Genomic DNA, 19,834 nt, shown 5'->3' on the forward strand with positions numbered 1-19,834 from the left:
TAAGAAAGCAAAACTAGAAATAACATAAGCCGCTGTTTCTGCTTTTTGCGCATTGCTCATATTCCCAATATCCATAGAGGTATAGAAAATAGGGAAGAAGTTTAAGAACGCGGCTTCGGCGGCAACATATAAAGTGATAAATAAAATAACCAGTAACAGTGACTTTTGTGTCAGTAACTCTAAAAAGTCACTGAATTTCATATCGACTTGTGCGCTACTTTCTATTTTTAAGGTACTTAATACTAAAATAATCACAGCAACAATAACAGCAACACCCACATAAAAGGTACGCCATGAAATAGAGTGTGAGAAGAGATATTGTAAAATAAGTGGGGTGACAATCATCCCTACACCAAACATGGCGTTAGAGACGTTAAACATCATCCCTGCTTTCTCTTTATAGAAAGTCGGAATAACCGTCACGATAGAGACAAGCATCGAGCCAATCCCTAAACCAATCACCAGATAAAAGCCAAAAAATAGCATCACATTGAAAGCAAGGCTGGTTCCTGTTAAACCGACAGCCATCATTAATGAGCCAATAAACATCATGACTTTTAACCCTTTCTTATCGGTAAAATAGCCCGTTAATAAACTGGCGACTAAAAAGCCGATTTGGAAAAAGGTAATTAATGAGCCTACTTGGCTCATATTTAATGAAATATCATGTTGAACCTGTTCGAGAATAAGCCCTTTTGTATTTTGAATGCCACCGAGTAAAAACATCGTGACAAACAGAAGGAAAAAAACTTTCCATTTTTGTTGTTTAGCCATAATTTGATCCTGATTTTCCACGGTGTATTATTTTTTAACTGTGTTGTTATAAGAGTTATTATTAGGTGTATTGTGTTCACCAATCGCATCAAATAATTCTTGCGTCGCCCATCCGTAGCAATAATAAAGCAGAGAATCACATGCACTTTCTTCTGCAGCAATAACCGCTTCAATTAATTGAGAGGCTGGTAAATTCCACATTTGAATACCGCTATAAATAAAGGTATTTGGCTGTGAAAGCTGGCGAACTTTATTATTTTGTTCTGCAACAAAGTGAATAGGGAAGCCTTGCTGTTTAAAGGTTTCATATGAAATATCATAAGGTAGTTCAAATAAACGTTTAAACGCAGTAAATGCACGCTCTTGGCTTTCACTGTCATGAGCAAAATGATTAATTAACCCTTGAACATCTGCACCACCCCCTAATTTATGATAAGGGAAATGTTTGAGTGTTGAAGAATAACGCGTTAATTCATGATAGTTCTGACCTAAGATCCAACTGTAAGCGGGTGGCCACAAATCGAGCCATAACGTAATTCCACCTGCTGTTTGTTTTGCATCAGACAGTAATCTTTCAACCAATTGAGTCACACTTTGTTGGCGAAATAGTTGCCATGCTTTTAACAGAGGTTCTTCTTTTAATGCGGTAACAGGCGTTTCGAAATCCCCTTGTTTTAATGAATCAGCTAAAGCAGCAAGGCGATGTTTGATTTTATTAACGGGTAAACCTTGTTGCACCATTTTCTTTTCACAGTGAGGGCAAAAACAGGTAAATAGCCCTGCTGGATTCACTTCTTTGCCTGCCCAATCAGGGAATCGAATTCGATCAATTAAAAAGGTGTCATAACCGTAGTTTTGTTTTAATGCTGTGAATGTCTTTTGCCAAAGTTGTGCAACATCGGGGGCGTTAGGACAGAGCCAATGCGCTTGTGGACGGCTTTTAAAGTCCACTACTTGATTATGTTCTACATCCCCGATGAAGTCGCCATTAAGAATATTAGCCCATGGGATGACTTTATATTTTCCACCATCAGTGGCTTTTTTTATCGTCATTAGCGGATCTGCACCCGATAAAATTGTGGGATCAACACGTTGGCTTAGACGAGGAAAATCGGTATGAGTATTGATGTGTAATGTACCTGTTCCCATAACCACATTATGAATAGGGTTATGAGGCAGATTGCCAACAGGGTAAGGGTTACGTTCAAAAATCGTATTAATTTCGACAAATAAATGCTCAACATGCTTCATACCGTCAAGGCGTTGAAGAATAGCGGGCATGCCTTCGTCTAAAATATCATGTGGGTGAAGATGTATTCCTGCCATGAGTCGCTCCCATCTCGTTTAAAGACTTTTTTATTAGGGTTATCTCAATTGGATCTCGGGCATAAATTGAATTGATGGATAAACCGTAGCTAAGGCGAGAATAGCAATGCCATAAAGCGGGCCTTTTTCCCATAATTCAGAAAGCTCGATATTCACTTTGGTGTTAGCAAATAAATGTCTATCTAGATTTGCCTGAACACGCGGTAAAAAGGTGTCAGCAGAACGGGTGATCCCGCCTGTTAATACCACTTTTTCCAGATTTGCAATGGCGACTAAATTCATAATGCCGATAGCAAGATAATCTGCCATTTCCTCAACTAAGGATTGAGCAAGCGGATCACCTTGTTGTGAGGCTTGAATAATCTCAATCGCACTAAGATTTTCCCCTCGCAAGCTCGCCATTCGCTCACTTAAACCTGAGCCGGAGCAGAAACTCTCAAAGCACCCTTTATTGCGCCAATTACGAAAAAGATGATCACGAGCAAACATCATATAGCCGATTTCACCAGCCGCATTGTTTGCGCCGCGGATAACTTTTCCATCCATCAGCAAGGCGGAGCCTAATCCTGTGCCAATACCAATCAGTGCACAACTGTGTGTATGACGGCAGCGGCCTTTCCACATTTCACCCACAAGTGCTGCACGAATATCATTTTCGAGTACAACGGGTACATTGAGTTTTTCTGTAAGCTGTTGTGCTAAAGGTAAGTTATCCCATTGAGGTAAGTTAGGGGAGCCTTCTAGCACAACACCATTTTTGATATCGATGATCCCTGGTGTGGCGACACCGATAACATTGATCTTTTGACGGTCTACGCCGCTTTTTTCGATCACATTTTCAATACTTTGTGCAAATTGCGTAATAAAGTCATCACGGTCGTCAGTATCAAAGGTAGGTTCTTGATATTCATACAACAATTCGGCATCTAAGTTAAAAACCGCATAAGCTATCTTGGTTCCACCTAAGTCAATGCTGACACCTAAACTGTGTTGAGGATCGAAGTTAACTAAAATACCTTTTCTGCCTTGTCCGGCTGGCGAACTGACTCCACTTTCATAAACGATTTTTTCTTCAAGGAGATCGTTAATAATTTCAGACACCGTCGCTTTTGTAATTCCGCTAATTTTGGCTATCTGAGCCCGTGACAAAGGACCTTGATGACGAATGACATTTAATACAAGCGAGGCATTCATTTGCCGTAATGTATTGGGTACGTTCGGTGTCACGTTACTACTCCATTTGTTTAGAAACAAAACTAAAAGATGTTTTTTTTATATAAAATCGTCTGTGTTTGACAGTTATGCACCGTTTTATTTACTTTGTAAAGTATAAACCAACTAATTAGTTTAGAAACCATCCTAAATGAGTTTATGATCACAATTTGATGAGTTTGATTTGCACAATGTGATCCTCTAAAAAATCTTCAGTGTATATATTCACTGCACATATTCTTAACGCAATAAAACGGCTAGAATTAAATCCATATCTATTGAAATAAAGAGAACATTAGAATGAAAAAAGGAATGTTATTAAAGGGGATAATAGGAATGTTATTGTTATTCCCAGTGTATTCACAAGCGATAACGCTGAGTGCTTATCTTCAAGTTAAACAATTGCTTACTCAAGATAATCCTGCTAATAAACAATTAGAGTCCGTGACACAAGCTTATTTAAACGGTATTGCGAATGGATTGAATTTTTATGCTGTTGCTGTGAAAATTGAGAATCAAAATAACGATGATTTTCGTCCTCTTTATTGCCCACCGCCTAAAATAGAACAAAATGAAGATTTTATGGTTAAGCATATTGATGCTTATTTAGATAAAAATCCCATTGTTAAGCAGAAACAAAAAAATGCACCCATAGAATTGGTTTATATTCTTGCATTACAAGATGCTTATCCTTGCGATAAGTAGAAAGAAAAATAGCCACACTCCCTGTGGCTAAAATGATTTTGGTGTGCTCTTTTTCTTGTTATTTACTTCAGGTTGCCTCTCTCATAAGCCCCTTAATGGAAGACACTCAAGCCGTCGCTGCTTCAACTTGTTTTACAGGAACAAGATGACAACAATCGCTTTCACCGGTTTTCTCAAAAGTTGATAAACGGGTGATCAAGAGTGAATTCATGTCTGTTAATAATCCCTCTGTTTGCAGTTTTTGCATGATACTTTCATCGCAGTCATTGTTATTTTGACGTTGATAAGCCACAGGTGTTACACCACGTAATACAGTTAATTGACCTGCAAGTGCGGGATTATCTGTTAATGCATATACGTTGTTGTTCGGCATAAAGCGTGACAATAAGGTCACTGATTTGCCATTTTCTGTTAATGCGGCAACACTTAAATGCTTGTCGTCATGGAATGCTGTGGTTGCCGCGGCTAATGCAATCCAACGACCTGTTTGTGAATAGTAAGACGGTGATTGCCATGGGTTTTCTGCGTTTGCTGCAAAAGAACGCTCAGCTCCCTCAGCGACTCGCGCCATTGCACTAACGGCTTCTACAGGGTATTTCCCTGCTGCCGTTTCTGCTGAAAGCATCACAGCATCCGTTCCATCACCTACGGCATTAGCGATATCCATCACTTCAGCACGCGTTGGCATTGGGCTTTCAATCATCGATTCCATCATTTGAGTTGCGGTAATAACAGGGCAACCTAATGCGCGACAACGTGCAATGAGTTGCTTTTGTGCGCCTGGTAAGCTGGCATCACCAATTTCTACTGCTAAATCACCGCGTGCCACCATAATGACATCAGATGCTTTAATGATGTCATCCATGTTTTCTTCACAAGAAACCACTTCTGCTCGTTCAACTTTAGCAACGATTTTGGCGTGACTCCCTGCTGCAATCACTAAGCCTCGTGCATATTCAATATCAGCACCATTACGTGGGAATGAAACGGCGATGTAGTCTGCTTGAATAGCCGCTGCTGTGTGTATGTCCTGTTTATCTTTGTCTGTTAATGCAGGAGCAGATAAACCACCACCAAGTAAGTTAATGCCTTTACGGTTAGATAATTTGCCTCCAACAGTAACGACAGTCTCTATTTTATTATTATTGACGGCGCTGACTTGTAATTGAATATTGCCATCATCAAGTAACAGAATATTCCCTGGTGTGACTTCTTGAACAAGTTGTGGGTAGTCCAAACCAACTTGTTGTTCGTCGCCTAATGTGCTGTCTAAATCTGCATTTAGAATAAAGCTATCGCCTTGTTTTAATTGAACTGAATCATTTTTAAAGTTAGCGATACGAATTTTCGGGCCTTGCAGGTCAGCTAAGATCCCGATAAATACACGATGTTTTTCTGCGACCTGACGGATAGTTGCGGCTGTGGCCTGATGCTGTTCGCGAGTGCCGTGTGAAAAGTTTAAACGAAATACGTTAGCACCCGCCATAATCAGCTTTTCAATCATCTGTTCTGAACAGCTAGCTGGGCCAAGAGTCGCAACAATTTTTGTCTTACGCATAATGACATTCTCTTTTTAAAGAGGGATACCCAAAGGTATCCCTTGATGACAACTTAATTAATTCATTAATCCATGGTAACTTTTTTCGCATTCCAGACTAGCGTCGCTAAAATCATGGAAACGATGGCAGAACCAATCCAGAAATACTGTACTGTGGTGAAGTCGTAGTGAGTGATATCGCCAACTTGTGTGACTTTAATCAGTGATGCTGAAATCAGTTCTTGAGCCGATGCTGCAATGTAAGCGAACAGTCCGATAAAGCCTTTTACTGCACCTACTGCGTTTTTCGGCATCAGGTCACAAGCGGTTAAACCTGCTAAGAACACAACCAGACCACCCATTGCAAAACCAACCATACTTAATGCAATAGCATCCATAACACGGCTTTGTGGACCCCAGAACATCAGTGCAAAACCAGCGATGTTGGCGATACCATAAATTAGAGTTGGAATATGACGGTTAGCGTTAAACAGTTTGTCTGAAGCCATACCCGCTAAGATTGCGCCGAAGAAACCCGCGATTGGGTAAGTAGACATGGCGAAACCCGCATCAATCAGTGAGTAGCCTTTTGAACCTTGTAGGTAAAGAACTGCCCATGAACTGATTGCATAACGAGAGATATACATAGCCGCACATGCTGCTGCGATGATCCACACTGTTGGTTGTTTTAATACGAATAACTGAGCGCGACGTGTTTCTTTAGGATCACTTGATTTAACGGCTTCTGACTCTTCACCATATGCGGTTGCTGGATCAGGTAAGCCATAAGTACGAGGACGATCTTTCAAAATCATCAGCAAGATGATGCCCGCAGCAATACCTGCGATACCTGCACCGATAAAACCTGCACGCCAGCCGAAGAAGCTCACTATGGTTGCCGTTAAGATCCACGTAATTGCTTCACCGATATTACGCGAGCCACCCCAGATGGAATAAACTGTACCGCGCTGTTTTGGCGAGAACCATTGGAAGATAGAAACACAAGAAGGTGCCGAACCGACAGATTGGAACCAGCCGTTAATACCCCATAATAGGATAAAGAACAGGCTCGCCGTTGACATTCCCATGAAGATACAAACAAAGGATGAGGCAATCAACGAGATGGACATAAAGCGTCCAATATTGGCATAATCTGACAAGAAGCCGTTAGAGAACTTACCAAAAGCGTAGGTAAAGAAGAACGCAGAACCCATTAAACCGAGTTCAGCGGTGGTTACGATACCTGCATCCAGCATAGGTTTTTTCACCACACCGAGTGCCATACGAACCACATAGAACATGGCATAACCAAGAACAAGACCAAAGAAGACCTGCCATTGGTGCTTTTTATATATTGCGCGGATCTTTTCACTTGACGCTTCTATTAGCGGCAGATCCTTTCTGGTTTTAAAGAAACTTAGCATAGAGATGACTCCGAATATTATTCATGTCTGAAGCTGATTTTGGTTTTCAGAGCTGATGCTATTCATTTAGGTCATCTTGGTGCAAAAGAGGGAATTTGAGTCATCGATGACACATTCTGCTGAATCGGTGAGTCAAATTTGTAACATCGCTATTAGGCGTTGGTTTAAAAATGAGTGAAGATATCGTCGTATCATTGTTAGAAATGAGTCATTAAGGACTCATTAGCCCAAAATAATAAATATTGCTAAATATCAGAAGTTTGAAGTTCGACACATTTTTATGTTTATTCAAAACAAAACCAGGGGTATGTCCATGAGAATAAAAATAACACTGAGCCTCGTCTGTTTACTGTTTAGTTGGCTGTTTATCACACCGGTGCGTAGTGATGAGCAGCCACTTGTTATACTGACGACACTTTCAGATACACCAATGCGACCACTTACAGAGGCTTTTAGCGCTCGTTATCCAGATACTAAGGTGCAAGTGGTTTATCGTCGCGTCGCGATTGCAACACGGATGATGAAACAATATCCCACACAGCCAGTTGATATTGTGATGTCGTCATCGGCTAATTTTTTCCATCATCTAGATAGAGAAGGGCTACTAGCTCGATTACCCGTAAATTACGAAACGCCAAAATGGTTAACGCGCCATAGTGATATCTTAAACGATAAGATAACCACGGTTGGTTATTCCGGTATTGGCATTATGAGTAATACGCAATACCTACAAAAACTCGGTATTCCTGCACCTAAAAGTTGGGTTGATTTAAGTGATCCTATTTACCAAGGGCACTTAACCATGACCACTCCAGCGAACTCTGGCACGATGCAATTAATGGTGGAAAATGTGCTACAAGAGTACGGCTGGGAGCGTGGATGGCAGATCTTACTCGAAACCAGTGGTAATCTTTCCTCGATTTCGGCACGTAGTTCCCGTGTCAGTGATGCTATCGCCAGAGGCATTGTAGGTGCAGGCCCAATTATCGATAACTACGCTTTTAATCATCAGAAACGCTTTGATTTTGTCGAATTTAGCTATTTTGATAAGTCGATTATTTTACCGGCTTATGTTGCTATTGTTGCCGAAAGCAGTAAAAGAGACACCGCAGCTAAATTTATTGCCTTTCTTTTATCGGATGAAGGACAAGAGATCATCTATAAAAGTGATATGGCAAAGATCCCATTAAGCAAAGAGATTTTACGTAATAACGATGAACTTGCTAATAACACGGAATTTATTTTAAACAGCAATGAGGCGTATCGCCGTAGTGAAGTCGTTAATGCGTTATTTGATCAAATGATCACCCATAATTTTCCTTTAATGCGCCAAGTTTGGAATGATATCCACGAAGCAGAAAGACAGGAAAATAAAACGCCAGAACGTATTTCTGCGATCAGTAAAGCGCGAAAAATAGCAAGTTCAGTGCTTATTAGCGAAAAAGAGGCTAATTCACCGACATTACAAGCGTTATTTATGAAAGAAGCCGATCAGCGAGAATACTCTGATCAAGCATTAGCTGTGCTGTATCAATGGCGCACATTAGAAGCTGAAAGGCTTGAACAAGCACTGGTTTTATTGAAAGAGACAAAATCACCCTAACCGCCTTGTGGTTCAAATATACAGCAGGAAGCGCTGTTTTTATGAAAGGTATTACGGATGAAATTATTAGTGCCTAAACAATTTGGCAAACTAGGTAGACGCCTGTATATGGCGTTTATCTTTAGTTCTTTACTCACCTTATTGATTGGTGTGGTTATCTTTTTTATGTGGGGAAAACTGGCGACACAAATTAATGCGTCAGTGGGAGAGTCTCTACCGATGTTAACCACCAGCTATACCATGGAGCGTTATAGCACCAATTTACAGATGCTATTAAAAGAGCGAGAACAGACTCAACGAAAATCGATTTCAGAGCAACAACAGCAGGAAATTCATCAGTTATTAGATAATTTGCGTGAGTTTCCTATTGAGCAAAAGCCACAGCGTGATTTTTATACTCAACTTGTTGATGAGTTATCGGAGCTTATTAATCAACAAGATGTATTATTGGATAAACGACGTGAATTAGAAAACCGCCTTGCACAATTATTAGGGCAATTGGCGTGGATGCATGACGCCGTTGGCGAAGACATTAAACCACTCCTTAATGAAATTGAGTGGCATGTCAGCCAAATGATCAATGAAAAAAATGTACAGGAAAACAGCCTACAACTCCTATTGGAATCAACCTTATTACAAGAGTTGTTTACGACAGAAAATGAATTAATCAGCTTGGTTGAAGAAATTGCACATCAACGTTATAGCCGTGATATTGATGTCGCTTTCCACTATATCAGCGTCAAAATTGATGAAATTATTGCCTTAAATCAGAAACTAAAAAGCTATCCATCGACTATTGCCCATCGTCAGGTATTACAAGAGATTATTGCGATCACCCGTTATGACGGTGATATCTATCAAACACTGATTGATGATGTGGAAAACGAGAAAAAGCTCAAAGCATTAACTCCTGAATTAAATGAAAAATTATCACAATTTGATAATGCTGTAAGAGGTAATGTTTTTGCTACAAGTGAAGCGCTAAATAAGCTTAATGATAATACCCGCAAACTAATGGCAACAGGGAAAATCGTTATTGTAGTCATCATTATTGCATCACTATTGCTGAGTATTATTGTGATGAAAATCTTGATTGATAGAAGACTTATCGCAAGATTGAATAAACTAAGTGATGACTTAGCGCATGTAGCCAAAGGTCATTTAACCGAGCCTGTACTGATTGAAGGACAAGATGAAATTGGCCTGTTAAGTCGCCGGCTTCGTCGATTTTGGCGTCAAATGAAAGAAGTTGAAACCAGCAATGCGTTAAATCTTATTAATAATACCGATGCAAGTTTAATTACCTGTCACCACGATGGCAGAATAGAAACGGTAAACCCAAGTGCAGCAACACTATTAGGTACAGGAAAAGAACAAAATAATAAGCCACTTTGGTTACTGTTTAGTGGTGAGGCGAGCACCATGCTTAAAGCGCAATTTAGTTCAAGTGGTCAGCTTTACTTATTAGGGCAGAGTGAATGTACTATCAGGATGGTAAAAGAAGGTGAGCCTCATTTCTTACAATTTAATATTCGAGAATATCCTCATAAAGATGAACACAAATATATTGTGACGATCACGGATATTACGCGCCAAGAGCTAAGCAGATTAGAGCTTCAACGGCTGGTGGCATTAAAAACACAAGATTTGCAGGATAAAAACCAGCAATTAAATGAAGAGATATTGCGCCGTGAACAGGCACAGAAACATTTAATTCAGACACAAGAAGAGTTAGTACAAGCAGCTAAAATGGCAGTTGTAGGGCAGGCGATGACAAGCCTTGCACATGAGCTTAATCAGCCACTCTCTGCAATTAACACCTATCTATACAGTGCAAAACTGACTATGCAGATGGAAAAATACGATCAATTACCTGATTCTATCGAACGCATTGAAAAGCTGTGCGCACGAATGAATCGAATAATTACTGCATTGCGTAATTTTTCACGTAAATCTTCGTCTGAAATTAGCTTTGTTTCAGCGCCATTAAAAGAGCTGGTAGATAGTGCGATGGTGCTGGTGGAGTCCCGTTCTAAACGAGAGCAGTGCATTATTACGAATAATATTCCTGATGAATTAACCATTTGTGCAGACCCGACACAAATTGAGCAAGTCTTGGTTAATTTGTTTGTTAATGCAATGGATGCTATTGCGGGTGTTGGTGAAAGCCAAATCACAATTGATCTTTTATCTGTTGATCCTAAACGAAAATTAGTGGCGATCGCGGACAGTGGAAAAGGATTCAATTCAGATGTTTTACCAAAACTATTTACCCCATTTACAACCACAAAAGATGTGGGGCTTGGGTTAGGGTTATCCATTTGCCGTTCAATTATGCAACGGTTTGGTTATGAAATTTACTTGGCCTCTACATTAAATGGTGGCGCCATGGTTGTTTTGGAGTTTACAGATGACACAATCACACATGCCTGATATCGACGTTTTATTAATTGATGACGATGAAGATATTCTTGAATCTTATCGCCATTTACTCAATCTTGCGGGAATGGTTGCTAGAGTAACCGAGTCACCAGAAAAAGCATTAAGCCTTTTAACACCAGAATGGCAGGGTGCTGTTGTACTTGATATCTATATGCCAGCAATGAATGGCATGGAAGTATTAGAGCGCATTAAACAAATTGACTCTCGTATCCCCGTTATCATGATCACAGGACATGGCGATATACCGTTAGCAGTAGAAGCGGTAAAAAAAGGCGCTTATGATTTTATTGAAAAACCGATTAATCCACCTGTTTTCTTAGAGTTAGTGGCGAAGGCACACAAAGAGCGTCAATCCATTCTTTCGCTTAGGAATGCGGTAATAAGTACCACACAAGAGCGATTAGTGGGAGACAGTGCGCAAATCACCGCGATTAGAGAGCAAGTACAACAAATTGCCGATATTGATAAAGATTTAATGATAGAAGGGGAAATGGGAACAGGGCGTCATCTTCTTGCTCAGCTATTGCATGAATTAAGCCCACATAGTGATAAAGCTATCCAAACAGTCGATTGCCAAAATTTATCGGATATCAAACAGGTTATTGCTCAAATTGAAGCGGATGAAGTAGGAACGCTGATTTTACGTTCTCCATATGATTTATCATCTGAAGCACAACGCTGGTTAAGTTCTTATCTATTAGATATGGAACGCCAAGGAAAGCGCCACTTTAGAACGATTGCGATTTTAGAAAATAATACACAGCAACTGGTAACAGAAGGACGATTAATCCCTGAATTCTATTACTATTTTTCACAAATCACTTTTTCACTGCCTCCGTTAAGTGCCAGACGCCCAGACATTATTCCGTTATTTAGGGCTTTCTTACGACAAAGTGCACAGAGGCTCGGTATTGCGGTACCGAAAATTGATCGTAATTATCTCGATATTTTAAAGCGTTACGATTGGCCGGGTAATATTCGTGAGTTACGAAATGTTGCTGAATTATATGCGGTAGGCATTGTGAAAATGGTTGATAGTGAACAACATCGCGCCATTATTCCACCTGAAGGCCCTTTGGATAATCTTGTGGATGAATATGAGCGTCGATTAATCGAAGATGCGTTATATTTATTTGCGGGACGTGTTAGTGATGTGGCGGATTATTTGGGTATTCCACGTAAAAAGCTGTATTTACGAATGAAAAAACATGATCTCGATAAAGATAGCTATAAACCAAAAGTTTGATTTACCCACTATTCAATAACAAAGAAGCGCCATACTGGCGCTCTTTCACAGTTTTCTTTTGTTGTTATTATATTTAATATTTTATATTAAGTTTATTTTGCCTTTTATTTTACCTGTAATCGTAAAAAGATAGAATTTATCATTTTTTATATTTTAATAGGTCTTGTTGTGGATAAAAACTCTGTTATTTTTTTATTCAATATTTACACCTTTTGCGTGTCAAAATAGTGAGCTGTTTTAAATTTATTTTTCTTAAAATCTTATTAATAGCTAAATATAAAAATTGGGTGTCTTTATTTGACGTTAATAATGGTATTTTTTATATAACAGTTACGAGATATTATTGTTATTACTCCATAATTGACTATATTAAAAAGAATGCTCTTTAAAGGAGTATCATATTTAATTTGTATTTATAATTTATTTTTAATTCTTGTTGAGAACAAATTAACGATATTTAAATATGTTGTCATAATTAGATTATCTTATTTCTAATTAAATTAAAGAATATAATATAATTTCTCAATTGAGATGAATCCTAAGTGTTTTTGTATATATGCTGGCTTTATCGTGTCAGCAAGATATTATTTTCTATATCTTGATATTTTTTCGTTATAAAAAACTTATTATTTTTATTTGTTTGGTTTTTATATTCATTTTACTTGCTATGAGTGTTAATGATGGCGGCTTTATTTTTTATTAAGTAATAATATCTAATCTATATGTAATTTTAGTTTAAAATACTTTAATTGCTCATCTAAAGAATTGTTTCATTTGATAACTATCCTCTTATTATACTAATAATATCATTTTTTGACTTTTGACTTAATTTACGCCTTTTGCGAGTATTTCATTGCAAAACAAGTAAAGAAATATTATTTAAATTGTTTCTTTTCTTTAATTTCTTACTCTTACTTTCTGATTAAAATTTATTAATTATTTATATGTCAAATTAAGATGTTTTTATTAATTAAGAAACTTAATTTCTAAAATATTTAAAAATGACGTTTTAAAAGTTAATAAGGTTAACTTATTCCGTAAATTAATTTGAATATGAATGCATAAAGGACACATTCGTAGAATATCCCCTATTTTGGTTTTATATGGATCTGTGAAGTTTAAAGAAGTTTAAATTGTAGAAGGGCGATGTATTTATTATTTATCGCTTATTTAGTCAGAAGCCAAGAAATATCACTATCTTTATTGTATATAAAGGAAATTTTATGAAATTTACTAAATTAGCTTTAGGTGTTGCGTTATCTTTAGTTGTTGCTGCTCCTAGCTTTGCAGCAGATCCAGCGGAAAGCCGTGAAGGTAAAGTGCGTTTTACTGGCTTTATCAATGATGTTCCTTGTTCAATCGATGATAAAAGTTTAGATCAAACTGTTAAGTTTGGTGAAATCGCATTGCATGAACTGACTAGCAATAAATTCCGTTCAGATAGCGAAAACTTCGATATTATTCTGAAAAACTGCTCAACTGAAACTTACAAAACTGCAAAAGTATCATTCACTGGTGCAACCGTAAGTGGTTTTGACGGTTATACTGGCGAATTACTGGGCTTAGGTGGCAAAGTACAAAATGCAGGTATCGTTATCACTGACCGTGGTAATAATCCAATTACTTTTGGTCAAGGTTTCCCAGTAGCAGGTCACGCTTTAAATAATGGTGACGGCTCTCTCACAACATTACAGTTCTCAGCTTACGTGAAAGGTAATGAAGCTGTTGATAAGAAAGCAACAACGGGTTCTTTCGACACAGTAGCTAATTTCAAAGTTATCTACGAATAATTGTTGTTTTTTTTATAAGATGTGTGGCGCTTAGGCGCCATGCATCTCATCAATATTGTCTTCTGTTAATAATGCTGAGGATGGCATAGCAAAATGAAAAGCATGAAAATAAATACGATCACAAAAGTAATGCTTTTATTCTTTGTTCCTTTTTCGTTGCCTATTTTTGCAGAAGAAGCTGTAGATTTTAATACCGATTTCTTAACAGATAAAGGTATTGAAAATACTGACTTTACTAAATTCTCTTACGCAAATTATATTCAACCAGGCACTCATTTACTGGCAACTGACGTTAATAAACAAAGAGTAAGAAACGAAGAGCCTATTTTATTTTTTTCCCCAGATTACAACGCAGAGTTATCTATTCCTTGTATCACCCCAGAGGTTTACCCCATTTTAGGTTTAAAATCTGAATGGGAAAAAAAAGTCACTTGGTTAACAACGAATAATACCCAGTGTCTTGATTTCCGCTCCGTGCCAAATATGAATGCTGTGGGTGATCTCTACACCGGTATTTTAAGTATCAGCATTCCTCAAGCCTTTATGGAATATCAAGATCCAAGTTGGGATCCGCCATCACGTTGGGATGATGGTATTGCGGGATCCTTTCTTGATTACAATATGAGTAATCGCCTTATTCGATATGAAAACAACGATAAAAGGACCGAAACGGGAACCAATATTAGTGGTGTAATGGGCATTAATATGGGCGCTTGGCGTTTTCGTTCAGATTGGCAAGCCTCTGGCGGTAATTTAAATAGCAACGATAAATCATGGCGTTGGAACCAGCTTTATATTTTCCGAGCTATTCGATCTTTAGGTGCAAAATTAACGTTAGGTGAACAATATCTCTCATCAGAGCTTTTTGATAGCTTCCGTTATCTTGGTGCTTCATTAGAAAGTGATAACGCGATGATCCCGCCTCGTTTACAGGGCTATGCACCTGAAATTGCGGGAGTTGCAAGAACGAACGCCACGGTTATTGTGCGTCAAGATGGTCGTATTGTTTATCAAAATGAAGTAAGTCCAGGGCCGTTTCGAATTCAAGACGTCAACACATTTGGGGGCGGTACCTTAGATGTTTCTATTGAAGAACAAGATGGTTCTGTTCAAACATTTAAAGTAGAAACCTCGCGTTTAGGTACACTGACAAGACCTGGCCAGTTTTTATATAAGCTGGTGATGGGTAAGCCAACTAAAAATGAACATGACACTGAAGGTCCTGCATTTTCATTAGGCTCCTTTTCATGGGGGGCAGCGAATAACACCACGATTTATGGCGGATTATTAGCCTCAACTGAATATCAAAATATTGCTTTAGGTCTAGGGCAAGACTTAGCGCCATTTGGGGTGCTTTCTTTTAATATTTCGGCTTCGCGTGCTGAGATGGGCAGTAATTTTGATGATAAGACACTATCTGGTACTTCTTATAACGTTACCTATTCGAAACAATTTGATCAAATAAATAGCCAGATTACGTTTGCGGGTTATCGCTTCTCTCAACGAGACTATTTAAGTATGACTCAATTTTTAGATGGTCGTTATCGTGGGCTTCATATTGACAGTGGTAAAGAGCTTTATACCGCCATCTTTGGTACAGCTTTCCCTGATTACAATATCAATACGTATTTAAACTATTCTCGCCAAACCTATTGGAATCGACCTTCAACTGATAACTACAGTTTTACGGTTTCTAGTTATTTTGATTGGGCTAATTTTAAAAATTTATCCATTAACTTATCCGCGTATAAAGTGGAATCTAGCCATAATAATGACGAAGGAGTTTATGTGTCATTAGGTGTACCGCTAGAGCGTAATGATGCCAATATTAGTTATTCGGGATCATTTAATCGCCATAATACGAGTAATTCTGTTAACTATTATGAGCGACTGAATGAAAGAAGTACCTATAACTTATCTGCGGGTACGTGGGATAGCGATAAAGTGAATCTGTCAGGTTTCTATAATTACGACGGTAATTTAGCAAAACTGACGACAAGTGGAACTTATACCCAAAATAATCAAAGCGCTTTATCGATGCAATTAATGGGTGGGATAACGCTAACCCCAGAAGGGGGAGCATTGCACCGAGTCACTTCAATGGGAAATTCACGCATATTGGTTGATACCAATAATGTTGAAGATATTCCGATTAAAACAGGTTTAACACCAATTGAAACTAACCGTCACGGTAAAGCAGTTTTAATGGGTGTGCAAAACTATTCTCGTAGCCATATTACGATTGATATCAATAATCTTCCTGAAAATGCTGATGCTGTTCAATCATCCCAATACGCTACCTTGACAGAAGGGGCGATCGGTTACCGTAAATTTAACGTGATTGAAGGTGAGAAAGTCTTAGCGGTGATCACGATGGCTGATAAGAAACATCCTCCTTTTGGCGCCAGTGTTTATAACAAAGATAAATTAGAAGTCGGCATTATTTCAGATGATGGTTTTGTTTATTTATCAGGTGTAAAAGCAGGTGAAACATTAGATCTTGCTTGGAATGGCGAAACTTGCCAATTCCAATTACCTCAAGTGCTAGAAAATAATTTAAGCAACATGTTGTTGCTTCCTTGTAAGTAATTAAATTTAAGTCAACGGTGAATGAAATGAAATATATCAATACAAAAACATTGGGCGCTATCGTTACACTTTGCCTTTTTTCTCAATCCGCTTATTCCGCTATCGCATTAGATAGAACTCGTGTTTTATATAATGAAGGTGAGCGCTCAGTCAGTATGGTTTTAGAAAATGAAAATGAATCTAAACCTTATTTAGCACAGTCTTGGCTTGAGAATAGTAAAGATGAAAAAATCAATTCTCCTTTTGTGGTAACACCGCCAGTTCAGCGTATCGAAGCCGGTAGTAAAAGCCAAATTAAAATACAGGCATTACCAGCAACAAATATGTTGCCCACAGACAGAGAAAGTATTTATTACCTTAATGTTCGTGAAATTCCACCTCGTAGTGATTCTCCTAATGTTTTACAGATTGCATTGCAGACAAAAATTAAAGTGTTTTATCGACCAAAAAGCATTGTTGCACCAAGCCGTTTAGAGGCTAATCCAATGGAAAAAGACATTGTGATTGAAAAACAAAGTGACCATTACAATGTGAAAAATCCGTCGCCTTATTACTTAACCATTACCAAAGTCAGAAAGAACAATACGGAAGTAAAAGACTTTGAAGCGGTGATGATTGAACCTTTTGGTCAACGTTCACTGGGAACAAAAGTGGGCGATTTAGGTACGACACCTACCCTTGAATATCTCAATGATTTTGGTGGGCTGGTTGACTTAACATTCCAATGTCGTGGAGATATTTGTTCAGCAAATATCAAAGATAAGAAGGCGTAATATTATGCTTATATTCCGAGGTGTAATACTTTTTCTTTGTATGAGTTTTCTCGCTCCTTCTGTATGGGCTGTTTCTGGCTTTTTAAGAGTGACTGTGAGCGGGAGTGTGGAGTCACGCCCTTGCAAGATTAACGATGGTAAACCTATTGAAGTGAACTTTAATGATGTGATGACCACAAGAATAGAAAACGAAAATTATAAACAAAAAATGGATTACACCTTGGATTGTAAAACAACAGGTGACCCAAGTATGTCACTGAAATTTACCGGTGACGGCGCTGGGTTTGATACGCGTTATTTAAAAACAAGCGTGACAGATTTAGGGGTGTTATTTAAAACCGCTGACACCAATGTTTATATGACAGAGCCGTTTAAGTTTAACTATCAAACTCGACCTGAGCTTTATGCTGTACTCGTGAAAAAAAGTGGCGCCGCGCTACCAACTGGCTCCTTTACGGCGACTGCAACTATGCAGGTTTATTACAACTAACGGAGGAATAAACAGTATGCGTTATTATCCATTCCTCACGATGTTATTTTTATTTTCAATATCATCTTCACCTAGTCTAGCGAAAGATAATGAGACACAGGTGCTGATTAAAGGTAATTTATTAACGCCACCACCTTGCAAAGTGAATGACGGTAATATGATTGAGGTGAATTTTGGTCCTGTGGCGATAAAAACGATTAAAGGCTATGACCAAAAAAGAGAAATTAATTACCAAATTACCTGTGAAGAAAATTTAAATAACTGGAATATGTATTTATCGATTGATGGTAATAAAAGTAGCTTCGATCCTAATGGGCTGAGAACCAATATTAATGAGTTAACCGTAAAATTTATGATGGATGATTCCATTATTGATTTAAATAAAAAGTATTCGGTTAATTTAAATAACCCTGAAAAAATTTGGGCAGTATTGGTGAAAAAAGAAAATAGTGAACTGGTACCAGGTAATTTTACCGCGGGTGGTACCTTGTTTGTGGAGTACCAATAATGAATAAATCAATGTTATCTGGTTGTATTATTGGTAGTTGTTTATTGTTTTCATCTTCTGTCTTTGCGGCTGAAAATCTTAATATCTTTGGTTCATTAATTATCGCACCTTGCAAAGTTCTACCTGAACACTCTCAGGTTGATGTGGTATTTGATGAAATTCGCTTAGATGATATTTATAAAAGTTATTTTGAATTCGAGAAAAAGGATTTCAAAATTACTTTATCAGAGTGCGATATCTCTATTGCCAAGCAAGTGAAAATAAAATTTGAAGGGGCAACTCATAATGAACTTGCCGGATTATTAGCATTAGACGATAACGCTAATAATCCTGATTTAGGAATACAAATTACGACTAAAGAAGGAGTCCCTATTAAATTAGGGGATTACACTAGCTTATATAATATTCCTAATAATGGCATTTTTGAGCTTAATTTTATTGCTTATTTGCAAGCGACAGCAAAAGCGATCGCAGATAAATCAATTAAGCCGGGGCATTTTTCTGCTACTGCCGTGTTTTCTTTGAAATATGAGTAAAAGATAATGAAAAAAATACAGCAAATTTTAAAGTTATTAATTGTACTATGCAGTTTTTCTCTATTTAGTGTACAAGCAGGTTATTTTACTTATATTACTAAATCAGGTCCTTCTCCAGAAATTAAAGGTAATATTCGTTATGACTATGTGTTGGAATATTGGACGGAAATGGGATTTACGCCAAACCCTTGTAAAAGTTTAGGTTTGAGTGGTCGGTGTTATATTCAATTAAACCACTTCCACTCAAAACCTGATAAAGGCGGAACGGGTACTGAGCATCGAGCGAGATGGCGGTGTGATGTAGATTTACAACATTTAAGCTCTATGGCTGAAATACGCGATGTGGCTGTTAATCAATGCGGGTTGACTTTCCCTTATGTGAATTATAGTACTCATGCTGGATCTGTTACTGTTGATGAATGTATTGCTTTTTTTATGACGAGTAGTGCAACGGGAGGAAGTGGAAGAATGGTACCTGGTGGCGTATGTGGTATTGCTCCACCGCCTGAAGGTAAATGTGCATTTGTTTCTAATAATCTTACTATTTCACATGGTGTACTTGATGTGACACAAGTTGATGGTAATGAGGCGGAAGAACAATTTGCGCTCACTTGTAATGAAACTATGCCAGTAAAAATTACCAGTTCGATGGAAGATCATTTTTTAAACTTAAAACCAGATGGTAGCATCCGCTCTTTTTTAACGTTAAATGGTTCACCTGCATCAATTGGTACACAAGTTAACGCAATAATGAATGAATACACCTATGTAAGAGTGAAGTCAAAACTTCAAACTAATGGCACTCCTTCATTAGGTAACTTTAGTGGTGCTACGACATTGGTATTATCAATACCTTAATAAAATTAGAAGAGTCAATAA

16 protein-coding genes are annotated in these 19,834 nt (G+C 38.0%); 11 read left to right on the forward strand and 5 right to left on the reverse strand.

Going from position 1 to position 19,834, the window contains the following annotated elements; genetic code table 11:
* The 3 genes from JEP36_RS12730 to JEP36_RS12740 all read right to left on the reverse strand — a co-directional run.
* Nucleotides 1–774 (reverse strand): MFS transporter (locus tag JEP36_RS12730; RefSeq protein WP_198630307.1); only part of this gene is annotated, 774 nt, incomplete at its 3' end.
* Nucleotides 775–801: 27 nt separating this feature from the next.
* Entirely contained in the window at nucleotides 802–2,100 is a 1,299-nt protein-coding gene (locus tag JEP36_RS12735; protein WP_198630308.1) for a hypothetical protein, read from the reverse strand.
* A gap of 39 nt (nucleotides 2,101–2,139) precedes the next feature.
* Nucleotides 2,140–3,327 (reverse strand): ROK family transcriptional regulator, encoded by a 1,188-nt coding sequence (locus JEP36_RS12740; RefSeq protein WP_285714945.1) that lies wholly within the window; start codon nucleotides 3,325–3,327, stop codon nucleotides 2,140–2,142.
* A gap of 285 nt (nucleotides 3,328–3,612) precedes the next feature.
* Here JEP36_RS12740 and JEP36_RS12745 point away from each other — a divergent pair, with 285 nt between their 5' ends.
* The gene (locus JEP36_RS12745; RefSeq protein WP_198630309.1) at nucleotides 3,613–4,017 is read left to right on the forward strand and encodes a Rap1a/Tai family immunity protein; all 405 of its coding nucleotides are present in this window, start codon (nucleotides 3,613–3,615) and stop codon (nucleotides 4,015–4,017) included.
* Between the two features lie 106 nt (nucleotides 4,018–4,123).
* On the opposite strand, the gene pyk is transcribed toward JEP36_RS12745, so the two are convergent.
* Nucleotides 4,124–5,575, reverse strand: a complete 1,452-nt coding sequence (gene pyk, locus JEP36_RS12750) for a pyruvate kinase (RefSeq protein ID WP_198620715.1) — start codon at nucleotides 5,573–5,575, stop codon at nucleotides 4,124–4,126.
* A 65-nt stretch (nucleotides 5,576–5,640) separates the two neighbouring features.
* Nucleotides 5,641–6,978 carry an MFS transporter gene (locus tag JEP36_RS12755; RefSeq protein WP_151436087.1) on the reverse strand — a complete coding sequence of 446 codons (1,338 nt, stop codon included), beginning with the start codon at nucleotides 6,976–6,978 and terminating at the stop codon, nucleotides 5,641–5,643.
* Between the two features lie 313 nt (nucleotides 6,979–7,291).
* On the opposite strand from JEP36_RS12755, the gene JEP36_RS12760 reads away from it, so the two are divergent.
* The 10 genes from JEP36_RS12760 to JEP36_RS12805 all read left to right on the forward strand — a co-directional run bounded on the left by JEP36_RS12760 (nucleotide 7,292) and on the right by JEP36_RS12805 (nucleotide 19,813).
* Nucleotides 7,292–8,581, forward strand: a complete 1,290-nt coding sequence (locus JEP36_RS12760) for an ABC transporter substrate-binding protein (RefSeq protein WP_109372977.1) — start codon at nucleotides 7,292–7,294, stop codon at nucleotides 8,579–8,581.
* A gap of 57 nt (nucleotides 8,582–8,638) precedes the next feature.
* Nucleotides 8,639–11,014 (forward strand): ATP-binding protein, encoded by a 2,376-nt coding sequence (locus JEP36_RS12765; protein ID WP_198620716.1) that lies wholly within the window; start codon nucleotides 8,639–8,641, stop codon nucleotides 11,012–11,014.
* Nucleotides 10,992–12,269: a sigma-54-dependent transcriptional regulator gene (locus JEP36_RS12770; RefSeq protein ID WP_198630310.1), complete on the forward strand. Its 1,278-nt coding sequence runs from the start codon at nucleotides 10,992–10,994 to the stop codon at nucleotides 12,267–12,269. The genes JEP36_RS12765 and JEP36_RS12770 overlap by 23 nt, the downstream gene beginning before the upstream one ends.
* A gap of 1,223 nt (nucleotides 12,270–13,492) precedes the next feature.
* Nucleotides 13,493–14,059: a fimbrial protein gene (locus JEP36_RS12775; protein WP_109372980.1), complete on the forward strand. Its 567-nt coding sequence runs from the start codon at nucleotides 13,493–13,495 to the stop codon at nucleotides 14,057–14,059.
* Between the two features lie 93 nt (nucleotides 14,060–14,152).
* Entirely contained in the window at nucleotides 14,153–16,648 is a 2,496-nt protein-coding gene (locus tag JEP36_RS12780) for a fimbria/pilus outer membrane usher protein (protein ID WP_198626226.1), read from the forward strand.
* Between the two features lie 26 nt (nucleotides 16,649–16,674).
* Nucleotides 16,675–17,421: a fimbrial biogenesis chaperone gene (locus JEP36_RS12785; protein WP_198620718.1), complete on the forward strand. Its 747-nt coding sequence runs from the start codon at nucleotides 16,675–16,677 to the stop codon at nucleotides 17,419–17,421.
* Between the two features lie 4 nt (nucleotides 17,422–17,425).
* The gene (locus JEP36_RS12790; protein WP_109372983.1) at nucleotides 17,426–17,911 is read left to right on the forward strand and encodes a fimbrial protein; all 486 of its coding nucleotides are present in this window, start codon (nucleotides 17,426–17,428) and stop codon (nucleotides 17,909–17,911) included.
* A gap of 16 nt (nucleotides 17,912–17,927) precedes the next feature.
* Nucleotides 17,928–18,419: a fimbrial protein gene (locus JEP36_RS12795; protein WP_198630311.1), complete on the forward strand. Its 492-nt coding sequence runs from the start codon at nucleotides 17,928–17,930 to the stop codon at nucleotides 18,417–18,419.
* Nucleotides 18,419–18,955 carry a fimbrial protein gene (locus JEP36_RS12800; protein ID WP_198626224.1) on the forward strand — a complete coding sequence of 179 codons (537 nt, stop codon included), beginning with the start codon at nucleotides 18,419–18,421 and terminating at the stop codon, nucleotides 18,953–18,955. The genes JEP36_RS12795 and JEP36_RS12800 overlap by 1 nt, the downstream gene beginning before the upstream one ends.
* 6 nt (nucleotides 18,956–18,961) lie before the next feature.
* Nucleotides 18,962–19,813, forward strand: a complete 852-nt coding sequence (locus JEP36_RS12805; RefSeq protein WP_198620722.1) for an MrpH family fimbial adhesin — start codon at nucleotides 18,962–18,964, stop codon at nucleotides 19,811–19,813.
* Nucleotides 19,814–19,834 lie beyond the last annotated feature (21 nt).

The organism is Proteus sp. PR00208, assembly GCF_016238545.1.
In the GTDB taxonomy this organism is placed as follows: Bacteria; Pseudomonadota; Gammaproteobacteria; order Enterobacterales; family Enterobacteriaceae; genus Proteus.